Genomic DNA, 19127 nt, shown 5'->3' with positions numbered 1-19127 from the left:
CCGCGGACGGCCCCCGCCAACACTACGCGGCGGGGGCGTCTCCAGGCGAGGTTCTACGACTTCCCGGCGCTCCAACAGCCGTCGCCACGGCAGTTCTTGAGTCGCGTCAAGGCGTCGTGCAGCTTCTCCAGACGGGCCCCGCCGAGCTGCCCCACGGTGTTGTGCAGCTGGTAGGGGTCGGTGCGGAGGTCGTAGTACTCCCTCGCTCCGCTGCCGTACTCGACGTAGGTGTAGGAGTCGGTGCGCAGGACGTGGTAGTTCGGCGGGCTGATGCTCTCCCCGCCGTCGTTGTCGGGGTCGCCCGGCGACTTGTCGGCGTGGCGGTGTTCGATCAGGTTGGTCGTGCGCCAGTTGGCGTCGGAGCCACCGTCCAGAAGCGGGAGCAGGCTGTGCCCGTCCACCCGGGACGACACCGGGGCGCCGCCGATCCGCTGGAAGGTGGGCGCGAGGTCGATGTTCGACACCTGGGCGTTGCTCGTCCTGCCTGCCGCGACACCGGGTCCGGCGATCACCAGCGGTACCCGGACGTCGGTGTCGAAGGCGGTCTGCTTACCCGCCTTGAGGCGGTACTCGCCCAGGTGGAAGCCGTTGTCGGAGCCGAACACGATGTACGTGTTGTCGGCGACGCCGGCGCTGGTCAGGGCGTTGCGCAGATTCCCGATCATCCCGTCGACCGACTGGAGCGCCTGGGCGCGCTTGCGGAACTTCCGGTCGATCGTGCTCTTCTCACGCTGGGTCAGCCGGTCCTGCCGGGCCAGCCACGACGGGGCGTTGGTCGGCAGTGTGTCGAACGCGGGGCTGCGCGGGGCATTGAGGCCGGGGAAGGCGTTCTCGTGCCGGGGCGCCGGCGTGGAGGGGCCGTGTGGCGTGAAGAGCGCGATCTCCAGCAGGAACGGCTTGTTCGCCGCCGCGGACTTCCTGACGAACGCCGTGCCCTTCTTGCTCAGCACGTCGGTCAGGTAGTCCTTGGGCCTGTGGCCGTACGACTCGATCCTGTGGTTGTGGGCGAGCTTGTAGTCGTAGCCCTGGTAGCCGCCGCCGACGACGTCCCACTGGTTCCAGCCCGGCGGTACGTACGGCTTCTGGCCCCCGACGCTGTCGGTGGGACCGTAGCCGTTGAGGTACTTGCCCATCATGGCGGTGCGGTAGCCCTTGGCCTGAAGGGCCGTGGCGAAGGTGTCCCGCTCCTCCCCGCTGCTGCGGAAGGCGCCGAACCCGCCGTTCGGCCCGTCGTTGCTGAGGACTCCCGTGTTGTGCGGGTACCGGCCGGTGAAGATGGACGCCCGGGACGGGCAGCAGAGTGAGTTGCTGACCACGAAGTCGCTGAACGTCGTTCCCTGCGACCGGAGTTTCTGGACCTCCGGCATGTACGGCAGGAGGTTCGAGGACATGTCGTCGGTGAGGACGAAGACAATGTTCGGCTTTTCCGCCGCGGCCGCGACCGGCTGCGCGGTGACGGCGGGACTGTTCATTGTCCCGCCCATTCCGCTCGGAGCGGCCAGAGCCAGTGCCACTCCGCCGACTATCAGGGCCAGTAATTGACGAGTACGAATCATACCGAAAGCGTGGCAGCCGGATTCCGCGCCGGTCAACATCCATAAGTGCTGGCGCAATTATTCCGGCGCTGCGGCCAATTAATCCGGCGCGCAAGAATAGAACACCGGGCGTCGGCACGAAAACCCGTGACGACGCCCGGTGTTCCGGGGAGCCCAGAGGCGCAGACAGGAGAGGACGCCGCCCGGACGCCGGCCCCGGGCTGGGATCAGGCCCTGCTCGCGGCCTTGTAGAGCTTGCGGGCGCGGTCGCCGAGACGCGGGTGGTACTCGCTGACGTCCGTGCCGACGGCGATGTTGCCGACCAGAACACCGACACCGTTGTCGACCTTGAACTCGGCGAGGAAGGCACCGCCGCTGGATCCGCCGGTCTGCACGCAGTCGATGCCCCACATGGTGGAGCCGGGGCGCCCGAGGTCGCGATGTTCCTTGCCCTGGCAGTGGTTCAGCCGCTCGCCGTCGCCCTCGGCGCGCGAACCGCCGTAGCCGAAGGAATGGACGTACCGCCCGTTCGGGGCATTGAACTTGATGCCCTGCGCACCACCCACGATCTTGGCCAACGGACGGCCGTCACGCTTGCGCAGGGTGGCGAACGCGACGTCCCAGTTGGCGTTGCCCTGGCTGGACACATAGGACTTCAGGTGGAAGAGCTTCTTCGCGGTGAAGGTGCCGTGCGGGCGCTCGCCCTTGTGGTAGCCCGGGATGAAGATCCACTTGCGGAAGACCTCGCCGGTGCGGGCGTCCACCACGCAGTGCCCGGCGGTGAGGACGACCGACTTGTTCTTGCTGTTGGCGACGGTGGCCGAGCAGGCGAACAGGCCGCCGGCGGCGTTCTCGAAGAACACCTTGCCCGCGGTCCTGCTGATCAGCCCGCCCCGCTTCCAGGCCTTGGGCTTGGAGGCGAGCGTGGACACCGGCGTCTCGCCGGCGGCGGACGCCGTGGTCTGCGCGTCCGGGAAGACCACCGACGGGACGGCCATCCGCGGTCCGCCGTCATCGACGGAAGACGTGACGGACGGCGTGCCGGCCGGCGCCTCCGGGACGGCGGCCGGCACGGCCATCTCCTTGGCGGCGTTCAGCCGGGCGTCGGTCCAGAACTCCAGGGCGGTGTCCTGCTCCTGGTCGGAGAAGGTGGTGGCGCGGGTCTCGCTGTCGGCGGGGGCGGGCCCCGCCTGCGCCGGTCCGACGGTGGCACCCAGTGCGGCGAGGCTCAGGGCGCTGACCAGCATCGCGGTTCGTCTCATGGATTCGGCTCCGAAGAAGGTGGGGTGATACGGCATGGGCGTGGCGTGGGGTGCCGGACGCCCGGGAGTTCACAGGTGTCCGGCACCGGCTCAGCGGATCAGCGGCTCAGCGGCTCAGCGGCTCAGCGGCTCAGCGGCTCAGCGGGTCAGCAGCTGAGGTTCTTGCCCGGCTTGACGTCGAGGATCTTGGTGAACTTCTTGTACGTCTTCACCCGGCTCTCCACCTGGGCCGGGTTGCCGCCATTGCACTCGATGGCACCGTTGATGCTGCGGATCGTCTGGCCGAAGCCCTTGCCCTTGACCATGGCCTTGTGCGGGGTCATGGTGCCCGCGCCGGACTGGGTCATCCAGAACCACAGTCCCGTCTTCCACGCCACGACGGGGTTCTTCTGCACCAGCCCGGGCTTGTGGAGCAGGTCGATGCCGAGCGCGTCACCGGCGGCCTTGTAGTTGAAGTTCCAGCTGAGCTGGATCGGCCCGCGACCGTGGTACGCGGACTGCCCCGCCGGGCAGCCGTACGGCTGCGAGGTGTCGCAGTACGACGGCCAGTTGGCCTCGTTCTGCTCGACTATGTAGCGCCCGCCGCCGGTCTCGTGGTGGACGTTGGCGAGGAAGGCGGCCGCCTCGCGCTTCTTGGTCTTGGCGTTGCCCTTGTCCGCGAAGGCAGGGTACTTGTTCATCGCCTTGACCAGGGCTTCATAGTTGTAGAAGGCCTTGTGGTCGGGGAACATCCTGTTGTACTCCGCCTTGCTGACGACGAAGTCGCCCTGGGCGGCGGGCGCGGCAAGTTCGGCAGGCGCGGCGGAAGCGGTCGCCGCCGTGAGGCCGGCCCCTGTCGTCGCCAGCAGCACGGCGGTCAGAAGGGCGTGAGCGAAACGCATCTTCGGCATGGTGGAAACTCTCCGATTGAATGGGTTGTTGACCGATGGAATGAATCGACGGGTCAGCGGACGAGGGAACAGGCTGGTCAACGGACGAACTTCCACTTGACCTTGTGAATGACGCCCTTGGAGGGATCGGCCAGCTTCGCGAAAGCCGGCTGGCTGAGGTCGATGTGGTGGGGACCGCATTCCATGCACTTGTCCCTCACCGGGACGGTGATGGTCTTGCCGCGGAAGGTCAGCCGGACCTTGACCTTGCAGAGCGGGTCGCGGTTGGGATTGGCGGCCTTCCACCACTTCGGCGAGACCGCCACGAGCATCTGGGTCGCGGCGTCGAGCGGCTTTCCGCAGGCGCCGGTGCCGGCCTCGTTGTAGTAGGTCGCCTTGCCCTGGCGGACCTTGCCGATCGGGACGGCGGAGGCGGGCGACGCCTGGGCGACACCGAGAACGGCCGCCGCCAGGGTCATGGCGAGGACCGAATGCGTACGACGGGATACGGGCATGACAGATCGCCGTTCGTCGGAGGATTCGTCGGAGGATCGGAACAGAAGAGCGCGGCCGTACCGGCCCGTCAGAACGGGGTCAGCGTCAGGTGCATGGCCTTCGGCTGGGTGTCCTGGATGTACGACGCCCACTCGGCGACGTCGTCGAAGGCGAAGCCGTACGCCTTGCCGTTGCTCATCTGGGCGTGGATGGCCCGCGCGTAGTGGTTGGTGATCTGCGGCTTGTAGAAGGCCGCCGCGCGGGTGGTGGGCTGCTTCGGATGGCTGAGCAGCGTGGAGCGGTTGAAGCCGGCGCCCAGGACCGCGGCCACGGGACCGGTGATTCCGTCGTTGGGGGCGGCGAGCGCGCCTTCGCAGAACAGCACGTCGCGGGTGGAGGGCTTGGCGAAGGAGACCGTCGCCGGTCCGTGGAAGGTGAGCTTGCCGTTGTCGACCCGGCCGGTGAACGCGCCGGCGACGGTACGGACATGGAGCGGCTGCTGCCGGTAGGCCTGCCAGACCTTGTCGATGTACGGGTCGAAGTAGTGCTCGCCGAACCGGCCCGCGTCGAGTCCGTGACTCGGCGCGATGACCCGCCGTTCGCCGACGACCAGCCTGCCGAAGCCGGGGGTGTTCTCCATGGCCCGGAAGATCCGGGCCCGGCCGCCCTGCCGCATCCTGCCGGTGGTCTGGTCCCGGTTCCCGGACAGCCGGATCATCAGCGGCACGCTGAACATGTCGACCATGGTGGTGTTGCAGAACATGCCGGACGCGTTGTGCGTGAACTCCACGAAGTCGTGCAGCACGGGGAAGTTGGGGTCGGACTTCACCCAGCCCGCCGGGTGCTGGAGCGCGGGCCGCCCAGCCCCGTCCCGGACGACCTTCAGCTTGAGCTTGCCGCCCAGGGAGACGTAGATCCGGCCGGACATGTGCGGCAGCCGGATCCTCGTGGTGCCGCGGGCGTCGAGCGGGATGGCGTAGTCGGTGAAGCCGTTGTCCTTGTTGTCGGAGACCTTGACCGGCTCGACCGTGCCACGGGGTGTGACCCGGACGTGGCGGTCGCCCCGGCTGCCGACTATGTACAGGTGAATGTTGTGGTTGGCGTACTCACCGCTGTTGTTGTGGATGACCAGAGGCAGACCGCCGGCGCGCTCCTCCATAAGGGCCGGACCGTCCTCGTCCGCAGCGAGGGCCGGGCGCGCGCCAGCGGCGAGCGCGGCGCCGGCCACCGCGACACCTGCCAGCGAGGTGAGCGCCCTGCGGCGGGAGAACACCGGTGAATCAAGCGGCACCATGCGAGAATTCCCTTTCCATACCACGGGGCATGTCCGTTTCCTTTCTCGAACACTCCTTGCCTGAACGCGGTCAAACCTAGCCAGCGGTGACGCGCGACGGTCATCAAAAGTTGCTGTGGGACGGACAGTTGTTGCGCGGACCGCGAATGAAAAACGGGCTGCGCCTGCCGACGTGTTCGACGAAAACGTCGGCAGGCGCAGCCCAGGAAAATGCGGGTGGAAAGGGTGGAGCAAGGTTCAGCGCAAGGCGCCGCTGAACGGATCGGCCCTCAGTCCGGTTGGCTCCCCGGGATCAAGCCAACCCTCCGTCGATGCCCGGCACGGAATCCGCTCGCCAGACAGACCAGCGCTCTGCTTGGCTCACCCCATGAGCGATCTTCACATCCGGCACGCCACCCACTCGGACATCGACGCGGTGCTGCAGTTCTGGCGCGGCGCCGCAGAAGGCACCAGCATCAGCGACGACCACGACGGAGTGGCCCGACTCATCGCGCGAGACCCCGAAGCCCTGCTCCTCGCAGAGCGGGACGGCTTCCTCACCGGAACCGTCATAGCCGGCTTCGACGGATGGCGATGCTCCGCCTACCGACTCGCCGTACACCCCGACCACCGCCGGCAAGGCATCGCCACCGCCCTCCTGGAAGCCGCCGAACAACGCTTCGCCGCCCTCGGCGGGCGACGCGTCGACGCCATGGTCCTGGAAGCCAACGAACAGGCCCACCAGACATGGGCAGCGGCTGGCTACCATCGTGAGGACCACTGGCGGCGCTGGGTCAAGCCCTTCTGAACTCGGGGGTGAACGACTGATCACCTGGGACCGGGATCACACAGGGATCACATCAGAACCATCTTTGCCCGTCCTTTACTATTGCTGGACCGCTTCGGTCCTCCAATGAAAGGTGTGAGCGTCCGCCCATGGGCGAGCCTCCCAGTACCCGACATCGCGCGATCCTCCCGACCCTGTCCGACCATGGGACGGAGGTGACCCGATGACCGAAGTGCTCCTCCTGCTGGTGGCGATCCTGCTGTCGCTCGCCTGCGGTGCCTTCGTCGCGGCGGAGTTCTCGCTGACCACGGTCGAGCGCAGCGAGCTGGAGCGGGCCGTGGAACGCGGCGAGCGGGGCGCGTCCGGCGCCCTGAAGGCCGTACGGAATCTGACGTTCCAGCTCTCCGGCGCACAGCTCGGCATCACGGTCACCAACCTGGTCGTCGGCATGCTCGCCGAGCCGTCGATCGCGCGGCTCATCGCGGGCCCGCTGGAGTCGCTCGGCATCTCCCACTCGGCGGCCGGCTCGATCGCGCTGGTGATCGGCACTGCGCTGTCGACCATCGTGCTGATGGTCGTCGGCGAGCTGGTGCCCAAGAACTGGGCGATCTCCTCACCCCTGGCCGTGGCCAAGCGGGTCGGAAACGCGCAGCGCTGGTTCAGCGCGATCTTCCGCCCCTTCATCACCCACCTCAACAACACGGCGAACCGCATCGTCCGCCGCTTCGGCGTGGAGCCCACCGAGGAGCTGGCCGCCGCGCGCGGACCCCAGGAGCTGGCCGCCCTCGCCCGGCACTCCGCCCGTGAGGGTGCGCTGGAGGCCGACACCGCCGAGCTGTTCGTACGGACGCTGAACCTGGCCGACCTGACCGCGGAGAACGTCATGACCCCGCGCGTCCAGGTCGTCGCCCTCGACGCCCAGGCGACCTGCGAGGACGTGGCGAACGCGACCCGGGCGACCGGGCTGTCCCGGTTCCCCGTCTACCGCGGCAGCCTCGACTCGGTCGTGGGGACCGCGCACATCAAGGACATCCTGGCGGTGCCCGCCGAGGCCCGGCCGCGCGTCTCCGTCGCCGAGCTGATGCGCGAGCCGCTCCTCGTCCCCGAGACACTGACCGTCGACCGGCTCCTGGACCGGCTGTCCGGCAAGCGCACCATGGCCGTGGTGATCGACGAGTACGGCGGCACGGCGGGCGTGGCGACGCTGGAGGACATCGTCGAGGAGGTCGTCGGCGAGGTGCGGGACGAGCACGACCCGCACGAGACGCCCGACCTCGCCCACGCGGGCAGCGACGACGAGGGCCGGTCGCTGTACTCGGCCGACGGCTCGGCGCGGATGGACCAGCTCGCGCGCGTGGGGCTGAGGGCGCCCGACGGGCCGTACGAGACCCTGGCCGGTCTCGTCGCGACGGAGCTCGGCCGCATCCCCGCGGTCGGTGACTGTGTCGAGGTCGTCGGCTGGCGCCTCGACGTGGTGGACTCCGCGGGGCGCAGGGCCGCGCGGGTGCTGATGCACGCGCCGCTGGACGCCGCGGCGGAGCAGGACGAGAGGAGGGCGAGCGATGACCGCCGTACAGCTGCTCATCGGTTTCGCGACGCTGGTCGTGAACGCCTTCTTCGTGGGCGCCGAGTTCGCGCTCATCTCCGTACGGCGCTCGCAGATCGAGCCGTACGCCGACCAGGGCGACCGGCGCGCAAAGAGCGTGCTGTGGGGGCTGCAGCACGTGTCCGCGCTGATGGCCGCGGCACAGCTCGGCATCACACTGTGCACTCTGGTGCTCGGTGTGGTCGCGGAGCCCGCCATCGAGCACCTGCTGGAGCCTTTGTTCCACGCGGTGGGCGTGCCGGAGGGCGCGGGGCACGTGGTGTCCTTCGTGATCGCGCTGGCGCTGGCCACGTATCTGCACATGCTGCTCGGCGAGATGGTGCCGAAGAACATCGCGCTGGCCGAGCCGGTGCGCAGCGCCCTGGTGCTCGGTCCGCCGCTGGTCACGCTCTCGCGGGCGCTGCGGCCGGTGATCTTCACGATCAACGCCTTCGCTAACGCGCTCCTGAAACTGATGCGCGTCGAGACCAAGGACGAGGTCACCGCCACGTTCTCGGACGCCGAGCTGGCTCGCCTGGTACGGGATTCCGGCGAGGCCGGCCTGATCGACGAGCGCGCGCGGGAGCGGCTGCACGACGCCCTGGAACTGGGCAGCCGGCCGGTGCGTGACGTGGTGCTTCCGCTGGAACGCATCGTCTACGCGCGCGTGGGCGTCACTCCGGAGGAGCTGGAGGGGCTGTCGGCCGAGTCGGGCTTCTCCCGCTTCCCGGTCGTCGACTCCGGCCGACACATCGTCGGCTATCTGCATGTGAAGGACGCCCTGGACGCCTCCCCGCGGGACGTGCCGTTCCAGGTGGACGACATGCGGCCCATCGCGCGCGTACGGGAGAGCACCCCGCTGGACGACGTGCTCACCGCCATGCGCGGCAGCCGGACGCACCTGGCGGCCGTGCTGGGGAGCGACGGGCGGCTGGGCGGGGTGGTGACCATGGAGGACGTGCTGCGGGAGCTGTTCGGGCAGCGGGCATGAGGTTCGGGTACGCAGGCCGACCGACCGACGGGTATGTGCACGGGATACCATTTCTGTCGCCATGCAGACGAACCCCACCTACAGCAGCCTGGTCGCGGTCGGCGACTCCTTCACCGAGGGCATGTCGGACCTCCTCCCGGACGGCTCCTACCGGGGCTGGGCCGACCTCCTCGCCGGCCGGATGGCCGCCCGTGCGCCCGGCTTCCGCTACGCCAACCTCGCGGTGCGCGGGAAGCTGATCCGCCAGATAGTCGACGAGCAGGTCGAGGTTGCGGCGGCCATGCAGGCCGACGTGATCACGCTGGTCGGCGGGCTCAACGACACCCTGCGCCCCAAGTGCGACATGGTGCGCGTGCGCGCTCTGCTCACCGAGGCCGTGGAGCGGTTGGCCCCGTCCTGCAAGCAGTTGGTTCTGATGCGCAGTCCCGGCCGCCAGGGCCCGGTGCTGGAGCGGTTCCGGCCGCGCATGGAGGAGCTGTTCGCCCACGTGGACGAGCTGGCGGCGCGGCACGGCGCCGTCGTCGTCGACCTGTACGGCGCCCCGTCCCTCAGTGACCCGCGCCTGTGGGACGTGGACCGGCTGCACCTGTCGGCGGAGGGGCACCGCAGGGTCGCGGAGGCCGTGTGGCAGACGCTCGGGTACGACCCCGAGGACACCGAGTGGCGCACGCCGGTGCCGGCCACGCTGCCGCCGGGGTGGACCTCGCGGCGGGTCGCCGACGCACGGTTCGCGCGGCAGCACCTGCTGCCCTGGATCGGACGCCGCCTGACCGGCCGCTCCTCCGGCGACGGGCGCCCGGCCAAGCGGCCGGACCTGATGCCGTACGAGGACACGGTGGAGTAGCGCGGGAGCCGGCAGCGCGACGTGACGCACGTCTCGTAGGTTCCGCCCAACCGGGGCGCGGCGCTGGCCTGCACAAACCGCCAGTAGAATCTGGACACGTGACTTCTGCGCCCGCCAAGCCCCGCATCCCGAACGTCCTCGCCGGACGCTACGCCTCCACCGAGCTCGCCACGCTCTGGTCCCCCGAGCAGAAGGTGAAGCTGGAGCGGCAGCTCTGGCTCGCCGTGCTGCGGGCCCAGAAGGACCTCGGCATCGAGGTGCCCGACGAGGCGCTCGCCGACTACGAGCGTGTCCTCGACACCGTCGACCTGGCCTCCATCGCCGAGCGCGAGAAGGTCACTCGGCACGACGTGAAGGCGCGGATCGAGGAGTTCAACGACCTCGCCGGGCACGAGCACGTCCACAAGGGCATGACCTCGCGCGACCTCACCGAGAACGTGGAGCAGCTGCAGATCCGGCTCTCGCTGGAGCTGATGCGCGACCGCACGGTGGCCGTGCTGGCGCGACTGGCCAAGCTGGCCGGCGAGTACGGCGAGCTGGTCATGGCCGGCCGCTCCCACAACGTCGCCGCCCAGGCGACGACGCTCGGCAAGCGCTTCGCGACCGCCGCCGACGAGCTGCTCGTCGCGTACGGCCGGGTCGAGGAGCTCCTCGGCCGCTACCCGCTGCGCGGCATCAAGGGCCCGGTCGGCACGGCGCAGGACATGCTGGACCTGCTCGGCGGGGACGCGGCGAAGCTGGCGGAGCTGGAGGACCGGATCGCCGGGCACCTGGGCTTCGCGCAGGCGTTCACCTCGGTGGGCCAGGTCTACCCGCGCTCGCTGGACTACGAGGTCGTGACCGCTCTGGTACAGCTGGCGGCGGCGCCGTCGTCGCTGGCGAAGACCATCCGGCTGATGGCCGGGCACGAGCTGGTGACCGAGGGCTTCAAGCCGGGCCAGGTCGGCTCCTCCGCGATGCCGCACAAGATGAACACCCGCTCCTGCGAGCGCGTCAACGGCCTGATGGTCATCCTGCGCGGCTACGCCTCGATGACCGGCGAGCTGGCGGGCGACCAGTGGAACGAGGGTGACGTGTCCTGCTCGGTGGTGCGCCGGGTCGCGCTGCCGGACGCGTTCTTCGCACTGGACGGCCTGCTGGAGACGTTCCTGACGGTGCTCGACGAGTTCGGCGCCTTCCCGGCAGTCGTCGCCCGTGAGCTGGACCGCTACCTGCCGTTCCTCGCCACCACCAAGGTGCTGATGGGCGCGGTGCGCGCCGGCGTCGGCCGTGAGGTCGCGCACGAGGCGATCAAGGAGAACGCCGTCGCCTCCGCGCTGGCGATGCGCGAGCAGGGCGCCGAGCGCAACGAACTGCTCGACAAGCTGGCCGCCGACGAGCGCATCCCGCTCGACCGCGCCGGCCTGGACGCCCTGATGGCCGACAAGCTGTCCTTCACGGGTGCCGCGGCCGACCAGGTCGGGGTCGTCGTGGGCCGGGTCGAGGAGATCGTGAAGCAGCGCCCGGGAGCCGCCGGTTACACGCCCGGGGCGATCCTCTGACGTCGCCCACGGTATGACGCGCTTCACCGCCGAGCAGTTGGAGGCCGCCCGCGACCGTCTGGTGCCGGACGTCGTCGCGGACGGTCTCCATGTGCTGTTCTGCGGCATCAACCCCGGTCTGATGACGGCCGCGACCGGCCATCACTTCGCCCGGCCGGGCAACCGTTTCTGGCCGGTCCTGCACCTGTCCGGGTTCACGCCGAGGCTCTTGAAGCCGTCGGAGCAGGAGGAGTTGCTGTCCTACGGGCTCGGCATCACGAACGTCGTGGCGCGGGCGAGCGCGCGAGCCGACGAGCTGAGCGCGCAGGAGTACCGCGACGGCGGGCGGCTGCTGGCGACGAAGGTGGCCCGGCTGCGGCCGCGTTGGCTGGCCGTCGTCGGGGTGACCGCCTACCGGGCGGCGTTCGACGACCGCAAGGCGCAGGTAGGCCCGCAGGAGCGGGTGATCGGGGGCACCCGCGTGTGGGTGCTGCCGAACCCGAGCGGGCTCAACGCGCATTGGACGGCGCAGACGATGGCGGAGGAGTTCGCCAGGTTGCGGGTGACGGCGGAGCAGGCCTGACCAAGTCACGGTGGGTCGACGTCACCTGACGCGTCACGGTGGGTCGACGTCGGTGATCACGGCCAAGAGTTGGACGTCGTCGGCCGGGTCCCGGTCGGCGACGGCCACCGCGATCCAGCGGCCCGTCCCCTCCGCCTCCCAGAGGTAGGCGACGCCGGCGCCTGCGCCGAGAAGCCGCCAGGGCTCGGGTATGTCCTCCCGCTCGGTGCGCAGCAGCACGGTCTGCAGGTTCAATGGATGGGTGTGCCGCCATTGGGGCGCGTACACCTCGTACAGGGCGTCCCGGTACTTCTCGAACTGCTCCACCGTCGCCGCGCGCGTCCCGCAGTCGTCCTCGCTCCGCTCTAACACCGCGACGTGATACCCGGGCCCCCCGGCGCCGACGTCCGACGGGCCGTGCTCCGCCGGAAAAGGGCGGAAGCACAGCTCGTCGATGAGGGCGATGTGCCGTGCGATGTTCATGGGGTCCAGTAAACCCGGCCGCACTGACAATTGGTGTGCCGTCAGGCGTCCCGGCGCCGCACGCTCCACGCCCCCGCCAGCAGCGCCGCCGCCGTCCACAGAGCGGTGACTGCGAGCCCCGACCAGGGCCCGAGGGTGCCGTCGTAGGTCTGGTGAAGGGCGATCTGGCCGGCCTTGTCGGGCAGGAAGTCCGCGACGGTGCCGGCGGCGTCGCCGATCACGAACGACACGACGAGGATGAACGGGATCAGAATGGAGAGCGTGGCGACACCGCTGCGCAGCATCGCGGTGAGACCTGCCGCGAACAGCGCCATCAACATGAGGTAGATCCCGCAGCCCACGACACCGCGCACCTGCTCGGCCGTGGTGAGCCCGCTCGCCGCGGAGCCGAGTCCCGCGCGTGCCACCACCAGCGCGGTGATGGCGGTGACGAGTCCCACGAGAAGGGCCGGCACGGCGATGGCTGTCACCTTCGCCGCAAACCAGCGTCCGCGCTGCGGGACCGCTGCGAGCGACAGCCGGAGCGCACCCCGTGGTACTCCGACGACACGGCCATTGCCCCGAACGCGATGGCGGCGATCTGGCCCGGCAGGATCCCGAACATGGCCGTGAACAGCGGGTCGAACTCCGGGTCGGAGCTCCCGTCGGTGCCGGCCAGCGCGGAGAACGCCGTGGTCACGGCGAACAGCGCCAGCAGCGCTCCCGGCAGTGACCGCAGCGTACGGATCTTGAGCCACTCCGAGTGGAATAGGGGCGCGAATGCCATGGTTCAGGCCTCCTGGGACTGTGGGGACTGTGCGGTGAACTCGGCCTCGGACGCGGTCAGATCGAGGTAGGCCTGCTCCAAGGTGCCCTCCTCGGTGGCGAGTTCGAGGATGGGTACGCCGGTCTCGGACATGAGGCGGCCGATGTCGTCCACGCGCGCGTGGTGCACGCTCCAGTGCCCGTCCTCGTGCTGGACGGCGTCGTGACCGTGCCGGGCGAGCGCGGTCTTGAGTGCGGTGGCGTCCGAGGTACGGATACGGACGCGGGGTTCCACACGTGCGTGGATGAACTCCCGCATGGGGGTGTCGGCCAGCAGGCGCCCCATGCCGAGGACCACGAGGTGGTCCGCGAAGGACGCGGTCTCGTTCATGAGGTGGCTGGACACCAGGACCGTCCGCCCCTCCCCCGCGAGACGGCGCAACAACTCACGGATCCAGATGATGCCTTCGGGGTCGAGACCGTTGGACGGCTCGTCCAGCAGGACGACCTCGGGGTCACCGAGGAGGGCCGCGGCGATGCCGAGCCGCTGGCGCATGCCCAGGGAGTACGTCTTCACCCTGCGGCCCGCCACCGACGCCAGCCCCGTCTCCTCCAGCACCGCGTCGGCACGGCGGTTCGGGATGCGGTTGGTCGCGGCGAGGACGCGCAGATGGTCTCGGCCGGTCCGGGACCCGTGGGCGGCCTGCGCGTCGAGCAACGCGCCCACCTGCCGCAGGGGTTCGTGGAGTGCCGCGTAGGCGCGACCGCCGATCGTGGCGGTTCCGGAGGTCGGCCGGTCGAGGCCGAGGACGAGCCGCATGGTGGTGGACTTCCCGGCGCCGTTGGGGCCGAGGAAGCCGGTGACGCGGCCGGGGAGGACGGTGAAGGTGAGGTCATCCACGGCTCGCCGGTTGCCGTACTCCTTGGTGAGGGCTTGGACTTCGATGCTGGTCATGGCGGTAAGCCTGGCCGCCGGGGGTGGTGCGGCTCCTCCCCCGCGGGTGGAGATCGTCTCCCCCGTGCGGGGGAGGTCCGTTGTCAGTGGCGGCTGGCACGATGACGAAATGGTCCGCTTGTTGCGCCCGTTCGGTCGGGCGGTGACGTACACACGATTGCTGCATCTGTTCATCGCCATCGTGTGGCCCAGCATGTGGCTGTTCATCGAGGAAGCCTGGTGGACCTGGGTGGTGGCGGCCGCGATACTCGCCCCCGTCGGGCTGGTGCCCGCAATGCGCACCGTGGAGGGCCTTCAGGCCAGACTGCTGCTGACCGGTCACGGGCACGACGGTGAGAGCGCAGGCATCGTCGTCGCGCCGTCCGCCGCCTGGGGCGACCGTTGGCGGCTCGTCGTCTGGCTGGAGGCACGGCTGCTGCTCGGCTGTGCCACCGCGATGCTCACTGCCCAACTGCTTCTAGGGTCAGTGGACTTGGCGTCTGCGGCGTTCGGCCTTGATATCGACGAAGGCGAGCCTCTGCTCCTCAAGGGCCACGCCTGGTGGCACGTGCTGTTGGTGCCCGTGGCACTGGTCGCGCTGGCGGGGCTTGTGGTCAGCTCGGGCCGTCTCATCACCGCACTCGCCCGCCGCCTCCTGGGCCCCACGCCCGCCGAGCGCCTCGCCGCCATGGAGGAGCGCACCGAACAGCTCCTGGAACGCACGCGCATCGCCCGTGAACTGCACGACTCCATCGGCCATGCCCTGACCGTGGCCGTCGTGCAGGCGGGTGCCGCGCGCGCGGCCCGCGATCCCGACTTCACCGACCGGGCCCTGGACGCCATCGAGGAGACCGGCCGGGCCGCTCTGGAAGACCTGGAGCGGGTCCTCGGCATTCTGCGCGAGTCGGAGCGGCCGGTCAGCAGCCGACCGACACTGACGGACGCGGACCGTCTGCTGGAGTCCGCGCGGGCGTCGGGTGCGAAGGTCGGCATCGAGCTGACGGGACCTTTGGACACCGTGCCCGGACCGGTGTCCCGGGAGGGCTACCGCATCCTCCAGGAATCGCTGACCAATGTGCTGCGGCACGCGGGCGCGGTGCCGGTCCGGGCACGCATCGCCGTCGCGGACGGCACACTCACTCTTGAGGTCCGCAATCCGCTCACCGCCGACATACCCGGGCCCGGCCGGGGCAGCGGCCTGCGCGGGATCCGGGAGCGCGCTGCCCTGCTGGGCGGACATGCGCGAACCGGCCCCGACCAAGGTGACTGGCAGGTACATGTTGAGCTGCCGCTGAGTTGATCTAGGCTGACCGGATGCCGGTCACCGTTCTCCTCGTCGACGACGAACCCCTCGTACGCGCGGGTCTGCGGGCCGTGTTGGAGGCGCAGCCCGACATCGAGGTCGTCGGGGAGGCCGCGGACGGCGCGGCGGTGATCCCGCTGGTGCGTCAGCTGCGGCCCGACGTGATCGCCATGGATGTACGGATGCCGCTGCTGGACGGGATCGAGGCCACGCGCGCGGTGCTGCGCACGGTCGACGATCCGCCGAAGATCCTTGTCGTCACGACCTTCGAGAACGACGAGTACGTGTACGAGGCGCTGCGGGCCGGTGCCGACGGGTTCCTGCTGAAGCGGGCCCGGCCTGCCGAGATCGTGCACGCGGTGCGGCTGGTCGCCGAGGGCGAGTCGCTGCTGTTCCCCGCGTCGGTGCGGCAGCTGGCCGCGCGGTACGGCGACGACGGCGGCAACCGGGCGGCGCGCGCGGTACTGGAGCGGGCCCGGCTGACCGAGCGGGAGGCCGAGGTGCTGCGGCTGATGGCACGCGGACTGTCGAATGCGGAGATCGCGGCCCGGCTGGTGGTGGGGACGGAGACGGTGAAGTCCCATGTGAGCGCCGTCCTGGCCAAACTGGGGGCGCGGGATCGCACGCAGGCGGTGATCACGGCGTACGAGTCGGGGTTCGTGGCGCCGGGATGACTCCGCCCCCGGACCGGGGCGGGGACAGCCGGACGGACCGACCAGTAGGTCCGGGGGTGCCCGGCACTCGCCCGGGTTCGCCACTGCGAGTACCATCCGCCCAACATGCGCACGAGCTGGGAGGACGGACGTTGGGGCCACTGACCGGCGGGGATCCCTCGCTGCTGCGAAGGATCAACTCCGCGGTGGTACTGCACGCACTGCGCGCCACGGACGCCGCCACGCTGACGGAGATCACCCGGGTGACCGGACTGTCCCGGCCGACCGTCGAGGGCGTCGTCGAGGGGCTCATCGAGGCGGGGTACGTCGTCGAGAAGGCGGCCGACGAGAGTGTCGTACGGCGCCAGGGCCGGCCCGCGCGCCGGTTCCGGTTCCGGGCGGAGGCCGGTCATCTGCTCGGCGTGGAGATCGGGTCGCATCGGGTCGCCGCGCTCCTCGCCGACCTGGACGGCCGGATTCTGGGTGCCATCGCCAAGGACGTCGACGAGACGGATCCGGCCGACGAACGCCTCGAGCGGGTGCGTACGGGCGTGGCCGAGCTGCTGCGCCGGGCCGGTGTGGCACGCAGTTCGCTGCGTGCCGTGGGCGTTGCGACGCCGGGCATCGTCGAGGCGGACGGGACCGTGCGGCTGGGCGCCGCGCTGCCCGAGTGGACGGGGCTCAGGCTGGGCGAGCGGCTGAGCCGTTCCTTCAAGTGCCCGGTCCTGGTGGAGAACGACGCCAACGCGGCGGCCGTTGCCGAGCATTGGAAGGGCTCCGCCACCGAGTCCGACGACGTGGTGTTCGTGCTGGCAGGGCTGAGCCCGGGCGCCGGTTCGCTGATCGGCGGTCAGCTGCACCGGGGCTTCGGCGGCGCGGCCGGTGAGATCGGCGCGCTGCATCTGCTGGGCCGGGAGGCGACTCCGGAGACGTTGCTGTCCACCACGGACGAGCCCCTGCGCCCCCTCGACGAGCACGCCGTCGCCAAGGTCTTCGCGCAGGCCCGCGACGGAGACCAACAGGCCCTGGCAGCCGTCGAACGCTTCATCCAGCGCCTCGTCCACGACGTGGCGGCGCTCGTTCTCGCCCTTGACCCCGAGCTGGTCGTCGTCGGCGGCTGGGCGGCCGGCCTGGACGGCGTACTGGAGCCGCTGCGCCGCGAGCTGGCCCGCTACTGCCTGCGCCCGCCGAAGGTCGCGCTGTCCCTCCTCGGCGAGGCCGCCGTGGCGACCGGAGCACTGCGGCTCGCTCTCGACCATGTCGAGGAGCAGCTGTTCGCGGTGGAGGGGACTGTGACGGGGCGACGCTGACCGTCCCGCGGTCGGGCATCTGCACGGCACGCCGCCGGCAGGCATTGACGCGCCCTCAGCGCTCCTGAATACGCGACGCGCCCCGGAGTGGATCCGGGGCGCGCGGCAGGTGCAGGTACGACGGTCAGGACGCCTGGCGCTCCGGGCCCTGGTGGATCTCCACGCCGCCGGAGTCGCCGAACGTCAGCCGGCAGGTGTCCGCACGGTAGGTGGCGACGGAGAGCGCGGCGGTCCGGCCCTCGGCGATGTAGCGGGTGGTCACGACGAGGACGGGCGCCCCCGGGAGCCGGTCCAGTTCCTTGGCGTCGTCCGCGCGGGCCGAGCCCAGCTCGACGGCGCTGTCCTGGCCGTCCAGCTCCAGGCGCTGCAGCTCGCGCAGCACGGCACGCGCGCGTGCCGCTCCGGACGGGGCGTCGATGGCGGAGAGGTCGGGCACCGACGACTGCGGGATGTACAGCAGTTCGGCGGCGACAGGCTGGCCGTGGGTCACGCGGGAGCGGCGCACGATGTGCACGGCCTCGTCCCGGCCGCTCTCCAGGGCGTCCGCGACGGATACGGGCGGAGCGGCCAGCGCGCAGTCCGCGGGCTGCCAGACGCCGTCGGTCGCCCCCGGCCAGGCGTGCTGCTCGCCCCCTACGGACACGCCCACGCGCGGCGGCGCGACAGTCGTACCGACACCGCGGCGGCGCTGCAGCCTGCCTTCCAGTTCGAGCTGTTCCAGGGCCTGCCGGAGCGTGGCCCTGGCGACGCCGAAACGAGCGGCCAGGTCGCGTTCGTTGGGCAGAATCTCGCCCACGGTGAACTCGGAGTCCAGTGCCTCACTGAGCACGGTCCTCAGATGCCAGTACTTCGGTTCCGGCACCGTTTCCAGCTGCGTGGTCCCCACCCTGTCCTCCGCAATCGCCGTGGCTCGTCGGCGTTTTAGCGCCCTTGTTTATTAAAGGTTGTTGCACTTATCTGCGACCATAGGGCGGCCCTCACCCTTGGTCAATACCAATCGCCGGGAACGTTCACGGGACCGGCTCGCGCCGCCACCGCCTGGACGGGGCGGTGGGAGCTACGCCGTCGCCAGCGACGTCAGCTTGTCGGGGTTGCGAATGATGTAGACCGACTGGATCCGGCCGTTCAGGACGTCCAGTTGGAAGACGCTGTCGGGCTTGTCTCCGGACCGCACCAGCACCGCGGGGCCGCCGTTGATCTCCAGGAACCGGAAGGTGACATCGGGGACGGCGTTCCGGGTGGCGCCCACGAGGAAGCGCCCGACCTTGTCGGCGGTCTCCAGGACCCGCACCGGCGCCTTGGCCTTGCCGCCGCTGTCGCCGATGAGACGGACGTCCGGGGCCAGCAATGACATGAGCCCCTCCAGGTCGCCTCCCGCCGCCGCGGCCAGGAACCGTTCGGTGAGATCTCGTCGCTGGGCGGGGTCCACCTCGTACCGCGGCCGCCGCTCGTCGACATGCTTCCGGGCCCGCCCGGCCAGCTGGCGCACGGCCGCCTCGCCCCGTTCGAGCATCGCGGCGATCTCGGCGTACGGGTACCCGAAGGCCTCCCTGAGGACGAACACCGCCCGCTCCAGCGGTGACAGCGACTCCAGGACGACGAGGACAGCGAGGGAGACGGAGTCGGCCAGGACGGCCCGCTCGGCGGTGTCCGGGACGGCGTCCCCGAAGTCGGTGACGTACGGCTCCGGCAGCCATGGGCCGACATAGGTCTCGCCGCGCGCCTTGACCTGCCGCAGTCGGTCGATGGCAAGTCGGGTCGTGATGCGCACCAGGTAGGCGCGTGGTTCGCGCACCTCGGACCGGTCGGCGCCCGACCAGCGCAGCCAGGTCTCCTGCACCACGTCCTCCGCGTCGGCCACCCGGCCGAGCATGCGGTAGGCGACCCCCAGAAGGACGGGGCGGTGCTCTTCGAAGACGTCGGTCTCGGTGTCGGTGGTCACCGCTCCATCCCATCCGACACGTCCGGCCGTGTCCA

The 19127-nt window shown here is 70.3% G+C and carries 17 protein-coding genes and 2 pseudogenes; 9 read left to right on the top strand and 10 right to left on the bottom strand.

Annotation, left to right across the window (positions count from 1 at the left end):
* Positions 1-53: 53 nt before the first annotated feature.
* The 5 genes from OHO27_RS36485 to OHO27_RS36465 form a co-directional block, all read right to left on the bottom strand.
* Entirely contained in the window at positions 54-1472 is a 1419-nt protein-coding gene (locus OHO27_RS36485; RefSeq protein ID WP_328429198.1) for a sulfatase family protein, read from the bottom strand.
* Positions 1473-1762: 290 nt separating this feature from the next.
* On the bottom strand, positions 1763-2797 hold the full coding sequence (locus OHO27_RS36480) for a trypsin-like serine peptidase (protein ID WP_328429197.1): 1035 nt from the start codon (positions 2795-2797) through the stop codon (positions 1763-1765).
* Positions 2798-2943: 146 nt separating this feature from the next.
* On the bottom strand, positions 2944-3678 hold the full coding sequence (locus OHO27_RS36475) for a chitinase (protein ID WP_443059732.1): 735 nt from the start codon (positions 3676-3678) through the stop codon (positions 2944-2946).
* Positions 3679-3764: 86 nt separating this feature from the next.
* A complete protein-coding gene (locus OHO27_RS36470) occupies positions 3765-4181 on the bottom strand; it encodes a cysteine/serine endopeptidase inhibitor (protein WP_328429195.1) in 417 nt (138 codons plus the stop codon).
* A gap of 68 nt (positions 4182-4249) precedes the next feature.
* Positions 4250-5455 carry a beta-1,3-glucanase family protein gene (locus tag OHO27_RS36465; protein ID WP_328429194.1) on the bottom strand — a complete coding sequence of 402 codons (1206 nt, stop codon included), beginning with the start codon at positions 5453-5455 and terminating at the stop codon, positions 4250-4252.
* 367 nt (positions 5456-5822) lie between these two features.
* Between OHO27_RS36465 and OHO27_RS36460 the strand changes: the two genes are divergently transcribed.
* The 6 genes and pseudogenes from OHO27_RS36460 (at position 5823) to mug (ending at position 11744) form a co-directional block, all read left to right on the top strand.
* Positions 5823-6242, top strand: a complete 420-nt coding sequence (locus OHO27_RS36460; protein ID WP_328429193.1) for a GNAT family N-acetyltransferase — start codon at positions 5823-5825, stop codon at positions 6240-6242.
* 202 nt (positions 6243-6444) lie between these two features.
* Positions 6445-7770 (top strand): annotated as a pseudogene (locus OHO27_RS36455) (hemolysin family protein); the annotation flags it as partial.
* Positions 7771-7783: 13 nt separating this feature from the next.
* Complete coding sequence (locus tag OHO27_RS36450; protein WP_328429192.1) at positions 7784-8797, top strand: hemolysin family protein; 1014 nt, start codon at positions 7784-7786, stop codon at positions 8795-8797.
* A 61-nt stretch (positions 8798-8858) separates the two neighbouring features.
* Positions 8859-9641, top strand: coding sequence for an SGNH/GDSL hydrolase family protein (locus OHO27_RS36445; protein ID WP_328429191.1), 783 nt, complete (start codon positions 8859-8861; stop codon positions 9639-9641).
* 98 nt (positions 9642-9739) lie between these two features.
* Positions 9740-11182, top strand: a complete 1443-nt coding sequence (purB, locus tag OHO27_RS36440) for an adenylosuccinate lyase (protein ID WP_328429190.1) — start codon at positions 9740-9742, stop codon at positions 11180-11182.
* A 13-nt stretch (positions 11183-11195) separates the two neighbouring features.
* A complete protein-coding gene (gene mug / locus OHO27_RS36435) occupies positions 11196-11744 on the top strand; it encodes a G/U mismatch-specific DNA glycosylase (protein ID WP_328429189.1) in 549 nt (182 codons plus the stop codon).
* 33 nt (positions 11745-11777) lie between these two features.
* Here mug and OHO27_RS36430 read toward each other — a convergent pair whose 3' ends face one another.
* The 3 genes and pseudogenes from OHO27_RS36430 to OHO27_RS36420 form a co-directional block, all read right to left on the bottom strand.
* Positions 11778-12206: a hypothetical protein gene (locus OHO27_RS36430; RefSeq protein WP_328429188.1), complete on the bottom strand. Its 429-nt coding sequence runs from the start codon at positions 12204-12206 to the stop codon at positions 11778-11780.
* Positions 12207-12247: 41 nt separating this feature from the next.
* Positions 12248-12972 (bottom strand): annotated as a pseudogene (locus OHO27_RS36425) (ABC transporter permease).
* Positions 12973-12975: 3 nt separating this feature from the next.
* Positions 12976-13905, bottom strand: a complete 930-nt coding sequence (locus tag OHO27_RS36420; protein ID WP_328429187.1) for an ABC transporter ATP-binding protein — start codon at positions 13903-13905, stop codon at positions 12976-12978.
* A gap of 109 nt (positions 13906-14014) precedes the next feature.
* Between OHO27_RS36420 and OHO27_RS36415 the strand changes: the two genes are divergently transcribed.
* From OHO27_RS36415 to OHO27_RS36405, 3 genes are all read left to right on the top strand, one after another.
* The gene (locus tag OHO27_RS36415; protein WP_328429186.1) at positions 14015-15184 is read left to right on the top strand and encodes a sensor histidine kinase; all 1170 of its coding nucleotides are present in this window, start codon (positions 14015-14017) and stop codon (positions 15182-15184) included.
* A 14-nt stretch (positions 15185-15198) separates the two neighbouring features.
* Positions 15199-15861, top strand: a complete 663-nt coding sequence (locus tag OHO27_RS36410) for a response regulator transcription factor (RefSeq protein ID WP_328429185.1) — start codon at positions 15199-15201, stop codon at positions 15859-15861.
* 131 nt (positions 15862-15992) lie between these two features.
* Positions 15993-17150, top strand: coding sequence for an ROK family protein (locus OHO27_RS36405; RefSeq protein ID WP_328429184.1), 1158 nt, complete (start codon positions 15993-15995; stop codon positions 17148-17150).
* A gap of 124 nt (positions 17151-17274) precedes the next feature.
* Here the strand turns inward: OHO27_RS36405 and OHO27_RS36400 are convergent, their stop codons facing one another.
* Together OHO27_RS36400 and OHO27_RS36395 are read right to left on the bottom strand one after the other, a co-directional pair.
* The gene (locus tag OHO27_RS36400; RefSeq protein ID WP_328429183.1) at positions 17275-18036 is read right to left on the bottom strand and encodes a GntR family transcriptional regulator; all 762 of its coding nucleotides are present in this window, start codon (positions 18034-18036) and stop codon (positions 17275-17277) included.
* A 171-nt stretch (positions 18037-18207) separates the two neighbouring features.
* Positions 18208-19092: an RNA polymerase sigma-70 factor gene (locus tag OHO27_RS36395; RefSeq protein ID WP_328429182.1), complete on the bottom strand. Its 885-nt coding sequence runs from the start codon at positions 19090-19092 to the stop codon at positions 18208-18210.
* Positions 19093-19127 lie beyond the last annotated feature (35 nt).

Origin of the sequence: Streptomyces sp. NBC_00443 (genome assembly GCF_036014175.1) — a bacterium.
In the GTDB taxonomy this organism is placed as follows: domain Bacteria; phylum Actinomycetota; class Actinomycetes; order Streptomycetales; family Streptomycetaceae; genus Streptomyces.
This window is presented reverse-complemented; position numbering and strand designations above follow the sequence as displayed.